An 8,211-nucleotide genomic window follows, 5' to 3' on the forward strand; every position below is an offset into this window, starting at 1 on the left:
CGCGGGACACTGGTGTCCGTTGTCGGCGAACTTTGGGCGGCAGTAGCAGCTGCCCCAGCTGCGAGGCGGGGCTTCAACACCCGGTTCGAACGTCGGGGTGATGACCGCGGTGGAGGCTGCAACAGCCTGCTCGAACAGCACCTGCACACGGAGTTCCTGCGCGATGCCATCAGTCGGCCTCCTCCTGCTCGGCGTCCAGACGCACACCGTGGAAGGCGCCGGCGATGATGCTGTCCAGGCCCTTGCCATCACCGACGACCTCGGCCACTACTCTTCCAAGTTCCCCGGGGGCAGCGAGCAGAGTGTCGAGGATCCGGTCGCGGACCTTCTCGGACTTCAGGAAGTTCTCCAGGCTGTTCTCCAGGGCCCGCGACCTCAGCACCTCATCCGACTTGGCCGCCTTGATAACAAGAGCCATCAGTCCGGCGACGGCAGACTCCGATAGGTCGTCGAACAGGGTGTTGAGGGTGTCGATGACCTCCAGTAGCGGGACCATCTCAGGGTCCTTCACCTTGGCTGTGCCCAGCGCGCTCGGCCCGGTCAGCTTGTCGCCCCTCTCGGTGACCGAGGCATTCGTGACGCCCTTGTCCTTCTGTTCAATGGCGACAAGCCGGGCGCTTGAAATGTCGATCTCGTCGTGCGTCCGCTCGGCCTTGATCCACTGGGCCAGTTCACGGCAGAACGCACACAGGTCTTCCAGCGGGGAGCCAGAGTAGTCGTACACCTGGGACAGAAAGTCGTACAGTCGCACGAACGAGGAGACATTCTTCCGGAACTGCTCTAGCCGCTCCACGGCCTGAGTGTCCTCGTCGTCCTGCGCCTGGTCCCATGCCTGGGCGAACCGGTCCTGCGCCCGGCTCATTGCTGCGGTGATGGCATTGCGGTCACCGTCCTGGGCGCCCTGGACGAACTGGGCCACGTCCTGCGTGTCGAAGATACCGAAGGTGCGCAGCCCCACCGCCAGCACGTGCAGCTGGTTCGGGTTGGTCTCGGTCTCGATCTCTGCTTCTTCGTAATACTTTGCGAACTCCGCCTGGATGTCCTTGGGCTCGTTGACGAAGTCCAGGATGAAGACGCGGTCCTTGACCAGGTTGCCTGATCGGAAGGTGCGGTTCAGGCGGGAGAGGGTCTGCACCGCCTGAATGTTGTCCAGGCGCTTGTCGACGTACATCGCGCACAGCAGGGGCTGGTCGAACCCGGTCTGGAATTTGTCCGCGGCTATCATGACGCGGTAGTTCGGCTCGGCGAACGCCTCGGCCAGGTCCGGGCCAGCTCCCGGGTTCATCTTGGCTTCGGAGACCTCGTCGTGGATGCCGGACTCCGGGTCGTCCAGGGTGCCGGAGAAGGCGACCAGGGTGCCGAGGTCGTAACCCTTGGACTTAATGTACTTGTCGATCGCCAGCTTGTACCGCAGCGCGTGCTTGCGTTCCGAGGTCACGATCATGGCCTTGGCGTGGCCGCCAAGCATGCTGGCCACGTTGGCGCGGAAGTGCTCGACGATAATCTCGACCTTTTGGGCGATGTTCGTCGGGTGCAGGCGTACGAACCTCTTAAGGGCCTTTGCTGCCTCGATCTTCTCGACCAGGTTGTCCTCGTCAGCAGCGGAGACGTTGACACCGTTCTTCTTGATCGCCTCGGCGATCTGGTAAATCGTCCCGTAGTTCTGGTAGCGCGGCAGGACGTCCAGGATGAACCCCTCCTGGATGGCCTGCTTCATCGAGTACACGTCGAACGCGGACGGCTTGGCGTCGGACGTCTCGCGGCGCCCGAACAGCTCGATGGTCTTGGGCTTGGGGGTGGCGGTGAACGCGAAGAACGACACGTTCGGGGTCGGGGCGTCGGCAAATACATTGATGGTGTCCTCGGCGTCGACTTCCGTGCCCTCGTCGACTTCCTGACCGCCGGCGCGCAATACCTGCCGCACCTTCTTGGCCGTGGCACCGGCCTGTGAGGAGTGCGCCTCGTCCGCGATGACCGCGAACCGGTGCCCGGCCAGCGAGTCGTCCTGCGACAGAAGCTTGAGTACGGCCGGGAAGGTCTGGATGGTCACGACTACGATGCGGCGACGGTCCTGTAGGGCCTTGAGCAACGCACGTGACTTGGAGCCCTGGTCGGTGCGGGCCCTCCTGTCAACGTTGTAGACGTAATCCGGCTTGCCCTCGATCTGCAGGACCGCCCGCTGCATCTGGTCGTCCAGCACCATTCGGTCGGTGATCACCACTACCGTGTCGAAGACCTTGCGACCACTGTCGTCGTGCAGGTTCGACAGGCGGTGCGCTGTCCATCCGATCGTGTTCGTCTTGCCCGACCCGGCTGAGTGCTGGATCAAAAACCGTCCCCCCACGCTCTCAGCCTCGACCTGCCCGACCATCCGTGAGACGGCCTGCCATTGGTGGAAGCGCGGGAATATGACGTTGGTGGAGGTCTTGCGCTCACGCGTGATCGCGTTCGTGGTGGTCTTGACGTCCACGAATAGCATGGACCCGAAGATGTCCAGCCACGTATTGCGGGCCATAACCTGCTCCCACAGGTACGCGGTGGCTGGCCCATGCTCGTTGACCGGGTTGCCCGCGCCGCCGTTATTGCCCTGGTTGAACGGCAGGAAGTAGGTGTTCTCACCGTCGAGATGCGTGGTCATGCGGACCTCGGACTCGGTGACCACGAAGTGCACCAGCGCCCCGGTACCGAACGCCAGCAGCGGCTCTCCCTTGGGGTTGCGGTCCTGGGCGTATTGCTTGACGGCGGCGTCGATGGACTGCTTGAAGTTGGTCTTCAGCTCGAAGGTAGCCACCGGGACGCCATTGATGAACGCGACCAGGTCGATACTGTCGTGAGGCTTCTGCCGCGAGTAGTGCACCTGCCGCATGATCCGCAGGCGCACCTTGTCGTAAGCGGCCATGCGGGTGGCGTTCGTCGGGTCCGCCGGGCGCCACTGGACCATCTTCAGCTCGTCACGCAGCCCCACAGGGACTTCCGAGCGCAGCAACTGCAGGGTCCCGCCAGGGCCACCGCCCCTGTTGTCCAGCGGGGTGGAGCGCAGCTGCACGATCAGGTCCAGCAGAGCCTCCTTCGCCGAGTCTGCCCGCGGGCCGGAACCGATGCTGCGCTTCCATGCCTGCGGGTCCAGGTCCTTGAACCAATCGAACACGTCCTCTGGGAACAGGGCACGTTCGGCGTCGTACCCCTCCCCGTTCGGGGAGTACTCCCATCCGTGGGCTGCCAGGTATTCGCAGATGCGCTGCTCGAACTCCGACTCGTAGGTCAGGTCCACCACGGCTCAGGCCTCCTCGGGGATGTCGATCTGGCCGGTCACGGCCGCAGTAATGAGCGCGCTACGGCGCTTCCTGACGAGCTCGATGTGCCGCTGCGTCTTCGTGATCAGGATGTCGATCTCCGCTGTTTCCTCGTCGAGGTGCTTGAGGATGTGACGCTGTTCAGCGGGGTCAGGAACATTCATCGGAAGGTTCACGATGTCGTCCCTACTGATGTTCAGCATCGAAGAGCTCGCGCCAGACGCGGCCATCTCGATCAAATCCCTGACTCGGCGGCTGGCCATCAGGTGAGCGACATACCGGGGCAACGCCTTGGACTCGTCGAGCGCGAGAGCGTAGAGCTTGTCGCTCAGCATGAGCCGCGGGTAATCCCCGCACACTACTGCCGCGCTACCGACAAGGTTACGGGTGTTGGCTCGGGAGACCACGAGATCACCGCGCCGCACCACGGTCGACGGACGCGGCTCCAGGTCTTCGGGGAGTTCTTTGTTCTCTTCCGGGCGGAAGACCCCGCGGTTGGCCGCCCCAGCTTTCAGGACTGCCCAGGTCTGGACTCCATCCGCAGGCCAGGGAAAGCACTGCGGGCTCCACCCCTGTCGAACAGACCGCACCAGGTGCTTCAGCCGTGTGCCGGCCGCCGCCGGCACGACCTCCGCAAGCTCATGCTCCACGACAGCTTGACGTCGTTCCTGCAGCTGTCCAATGAACCGCTCCAGCGCGGCAATGAGCCTGTCGATCTCTGCGGTCTCGCGATCCAGGTGATCAGCGATGGCGCATTGCTCAGGACCAGAGGGAAGCGGGAGAGGAATAGCGGCCAGCTTCTCGGCCGTCAGGTGCGGCATGGAAACGACGTTGCAGTACCTCCGGAGGTACCCGGTGGCGCGCAGGGCGATCAGGTAATACGCAAGGAATCGCCCATTATTACCAGTTTTCGACCGGACACGGTTGATCGAGTTCTGGAACCCCCAGCCGTCGAGGTCTTCACCGACGTACGCGGCACGTCCGAAGCCCCCCTGCCCGCCCTCGACCACGACCACGTCACCCTGCCGAAGGGTGAGGTCGCCCAGTTCAGAGGGCGAGAACCACATTTCCTTCACGTCGTCCAAAGCAAGGACGCCGTCAGGCTGGACGTTGGCCGCCCTCATGTACGGAGCAAGGACGTCTTGGCCTGTGTCTCTTGCCTGGAGCATCTTGCCGAGAGTGACGCTCCCCAGGTGCTTGACCTTACCGATCGTCCACGGCGGCTGGGTGTCTCCCCAGGGAAGAGGGGTGCTCACTTGCTTGCCTCCACCTTGTGCAGCAGGCCAAGGATCTCCTGCAGGGACTCGTCGAGGGCGGCGTCGATCTCAGCGAGGGTGGGCGGGGGCACGTACTTGTAGAAGTGGAGGGTGAAGGGGATCTCGTAGCCCACCTTGGTCTTGGTGTGGTCGATCCAGGCGTCCTCGATGTGCGGCTTGACCTCCGCGTTGAAGTACGCCTTGATGATGACGTCCTTGGCGTCGTGCCTCTTGGGGTGCCCATTCCAGCCGAAGGGGACAATCTCGGTATCGCGGAGTGGAACGTCGGGCTCCGGCTCCCCCTTGTTCTTGCCGGACTGGAAACGGCAGATGTCGGCGTTCTCGTCTCGCTCGCCGAGGGTCTGCCACAGGGCCTTGCGCTGCGCGGAGGTCAAGCTGATGCTGCGGGAACCAAGGTGCTTGCCCAGGTCGTTGAGGAAGTCCTCGCGGTTGAGGTACTGGCCCCCGTTGAAGGAGTTCAGGGCGTCGATGAGGCCGTCGATGTTGCCTAGGGTCTTGTGCTCAGCGACGAGGGCGACCCGTTCAGGTGTGGTCTCGAAGTTCCGCCGCATAGGCCGCTCGACGGTGATCTGCCAGAAGGCGAAGTCGAGGTTGCCGAAGATCTTGGACGTGTCCGAGGACTCCATGTCCGCGTACTGCTGGAGCACGCGCTCACGGGCGGCGTCGTTGATCTTGACGCGCTTGGAGCCTAGGGACTTGTCCATCTGGGCGCCCAGGGCGGTGGCGTCGATGAGCTGCACCTTGCCCTTGCGCTCGGGGCGCTTGTTGTTGTCGAAGATCCACAGGTACGTGGGAATGCCGGTGTTGTAGAACATGTCGTTCGGCAGCGCGACGATGGCTTCGATCAAGTCGTTCTCCAGCAGCCACCCTCGGATGTTGCTGGAGCCGCCCCCGGCGCCGCCGGAGAACAGCGGGGAGCCGTTCAGGACGATGCCAGCACGGGCGCCGCCGTCCCGGCTGTCAGCGAGGTTCATCTTGGCGATGGCGTGTTGGACGAACAGCAGGGCGCCGTCGGAGGTCGGGGGCAGGCCAGCCCCGAAGCGACCACTGAAGCCCCTCTTGTGCTCCTTCTCCACATCCTCGGCAATGTTCTTCCAGTCCACGCCGTAGGGCGGGTTGGAGAGGATGTAGTTAAACCTGTCGTCTGGGAACAGGTCCTTGGTCAGGGTATTGCCCAGCACGATGTTCTGGGGGTTCTGGCCCTTGGCGAGCATGTCGGAGCGGCACATGGCGTAGGACTCAGAACGCAGCTCTTGCCCGTACAGGAGGAGCTCGGCGTCCGGGTTCATGCGGTGCAGGTGCTCCTCCGCCACGCTGAGCATGCCACCGGTACCGACGGTGGGGTCGTAAATGCTGCGGATGGCGTCCCCGGACAGCGCGTTGTCGTCCTCGGCGAACAGCAAGTCGACAAGCAGGTTGATCGCGTCACGCGGAGTGTAGTGGTCACCGGACTCAGCGTTGGACGACTCAAAGTCCATATAGATGAGGTGCTCGAACAGCTCACCCATCTTGGAGTTCGGCACGGCCTTGGGCGACAGGTCGAGATCGCGGAACTGGCGGACGATCGTGGCGAGGATGCCGCCCTTCCTCATCCGTTCGATGTGCTGGGGCAGGTGGAAGTTCGCGAAGACGTCGATGTCACTGCTGAACCCGCGCACATAGTCCAGCAGGTTATCGGCCATGTCGTCGCCCGAGTCGTACACCGAGGCCAGGGTGTGCTTCGTCGTGTTGTAGAACTTCACACCGCCAGTGAAAGACTTGATCATCTTCACGCGCAGCGTCTCGTTCGGCTGCTGGGCGATGATCGCGGCAACCTGGGCGCGGTGGGGTGCCATGACGCACTCCAGGCGGCGCAGGATCGTCATGGGCAGGATGACGTCGCCCGCCTTGTTGCGGGCATAGACACCGCGCAGGGTGTCCGCGATGGCCCAGACGTCCTTCTTCAGGTCGACCACTCTAGTTGTCCTTCCTACTGACCAGTGACAGTGCTGGTCCACAGACGAAAATGTAGATGGTGCCACCGACAATCGACGGCACTCCGGGGGCGATGCCCGATTTGGGCGGAAAGTTTAATCGTACGTGCGGTGCGTATTGTTCCCGTCGCGCTGAGTGCCATAGTGCCTGGCGCGCGGGGACCTGCAGTGCACGGGGCACTCTCCGCCGGCCGGAGCCCGCTGTGTCGGGCTGGCCGCAGGAGCGACAATCCTGGATCATGTTCACGGTCTTGCAGTCGGACTGCGCGCGCGTGATCGGCGGTGCTGCACAGACGGCGGATCGACCCGCATAGGGACCGCGCCGAGGCAGAGTCGGAACGGCTGACTCAACACCCCTCGGCATGTAAAGGCCTCCATCAGAGACCGGGTCCTGGGCTCTCCGTAGTGTCCGGACGCGGCCCGAATCCACGCCGACAGCGTGGATGGGAGATCGGCCACTCGGCCGCCTCTTCGACAGTGCGCACTGTGCGATTGGCCTTGTCGGTGTCTTGATGGGTGGTCCAGCCACAGTCGGGGCCGTCGAAGACCTCGACCATCGTGACGCCCGCCTGGCGGCTTCGGTTGAGGGTACCGGCGTTGTAGGCGACGGCCGACTTGGCCAGGGTGGCGGCCTCGGCCCAGGCACGCACCGGGACGCGAGCGCCGTTGCGGTAGACGACGTGGGTCAGCTTGTGCTCGGCGGCGAGTCTGGCCGACAGATTCTTCGCGGCTTGCTTCGCCGTCATGTTGCCCGCAGCAAGTAGTGGGACCTCTCGACGGGCTGCCTCTCGTGCCGCCCGATAGAACCGGTTCGCCATTCGCTCGGCCTCCTGGGAGCGGTGCAGGAAGTCGGCGTAGGAGTCGGCCGCGAGCGACTGTAGGGCGTCGCGGTGGAAGGTGGTCCAGGTGAAGGTCACGTCGAGGGCCTCGGCTGCGGTCTGAGCGCCAGCGGCGTACAAAAACGGCAGTTGCCGTTGGACGAACTGCCGGGCCTCCTGGTCGACGCGTTGGCGGAAGGCACTGATCGCCTGCTTGAACTCCTCCAGCGTCGCCGCGGTGTGCGGAGTCCTCGGGTTGTCGGCGAACTGAGCGAGGACGGCGCGCTGTTGGTCGGCGAGGCGTTGCCAGGCGTCTTCAAGTACGGCCGCGACACGGCGCGCGATCTCGTCCGGCTCTCCGGGCACCAGCGGTGGCCACTCGTGCGGCATGCGGGCTACCGGCCCCGGCGAGCGCGCAGCAGCGGCGCGGTCACGAGGTCTGTGCTTTCCTCACCGTCAGCCAGTTCATCCGGTGCGACCAAGTCCACGAGCGTGGTGATCTGGCGTTCGAGCCCCGCGAGGTTGTTGCTCTGGTCGATGGTGACCACGCCGTCCACAGTCATGCGGAGCGGGTCGGCAAGCAGCTTCGCGCGCCGCTCGGCCAGGACCTCGTTGGCGACGGCGCGAACGGAAGATAGGCGCGCGTAGCGTGCGTCCAGGTCGGCGGTGTCCGTGGTGGGGCCAAGCTGAGCCAGCAGCCAGGCCCGTACAGCGATGTCCATCAGATGCTCCTGTCGTACGAGGTGAGGCTCGGCACCGTCACGGTGCCGAGCCTCACCGGTGATGGGCCGCTACCTACGCACCTGCGCCGGCAGCCTTCGCGGTGCGTCGCCTCGGAGCCTTGGCGGGC

General features: G+C 64.3%; 5 protein-coding genes. All 5 read right to left on the reverse strand.

The features are described 5' to 3' along the window. Positions 1–169: 169 nt before the first annotated feature. The 5 genes from ACFZB3_RS13265 to ACFZB3_RS13285 all read right to left on the reverse strand — a co-directional run bounded on the left by ACFZB3_RS13265 (position 170) and on the right by ACFZB3_RS13285 (position 8,083). Positions 170–3,274 carry a DEAD/DEAH box helicase family protein gene (locus ACFZB3_RS13265; RefSeq protein WP_391374203.1) on the reverse strand — a complete coding sequence of 1,035 codons (3,105 nt, stop codon included), beginning with the start codon at positions 3,272–3,274 and terminating at the stop codon, positions 170–172. Positions 3,275–3,277: 3 nt separating this feature from the next. Next, the gene (locus tag ACFZB3_RS13270) at positions 3,278–4,549 is read right to left on the reverse strand and encodes a restriction endonuclease subunit S (protein WP_391374205.1); all 1,272 of its coding nucleotides are present in this window, start codon (positions 4,547–4,549) and stop codon (positions 3,278–3,280) included. Next, positions 4,546–6,525, reverse strand: a complete 1,980-nt coding sequence (locus tag ACFZB3_RS13275; protein WP_391374208.1) for an N-6 DNA methylase — start codon at positions 6,523–6,525, stop codon at positions 4,546–4,548. The genes ACFZB3_RS13270 and ACFZB3_RS13275 overlap by 4 nt, the downstream gene beginning before the upstream one ends. 395 nt (positions 6,526–6,920) lie before the next feature. Continuing rightward, positions 6,921–7,751, reverse strand: coding sequence for a hypothetical protein (locus ACFZB3_RS13280; RefSeq protein WP_391374210.1), 831 nt, complete (start codon positions 7,749–7,751; stop codon positions 6,921–6,923). Positions 7,752–7,756: 5 nt separating this feature from the next. Further along, complete coding sequence (locus ACFZB3_RS13285) at positions 7,757–8,083, reverse strand: hypothetical protein (RefSeq protein ID WP_391374213.1); 327 nt, start codon at positions 8,081–8,083, stop codon at positions 7,757–7,759. Between the last annotated feature and the right edge of the window lie 128 nt (positions 8,084–8,211).

It is taken from the genome of Streptomyces sp. NPDC008092 (genome assembly GCF_042957285.1).
GTDB lineage: Bacteria > Actinomycetota > Actinomycetes > Streptomycetales > Streptomycetaceae > Streptomyces.

Excerpts from the sequence above, each read along its gene's own strand:
- ACFZB3_RS13280 (WP_391374210.1), bottom strand. The coding sequence starts at position 7,751 with ATGCCGCACGAGTGGCCACCGCTGGTGCCCGGAGAGCCGGACGAGATC.
- ACFZB3_RS13285 (WP_391374213.1), bottom strand. The coding sequence starts at position 8,083 with ATGGACATCGCTGTACGGGCCTGGCTGCTGGCTCAGCTTGGCCCCACC.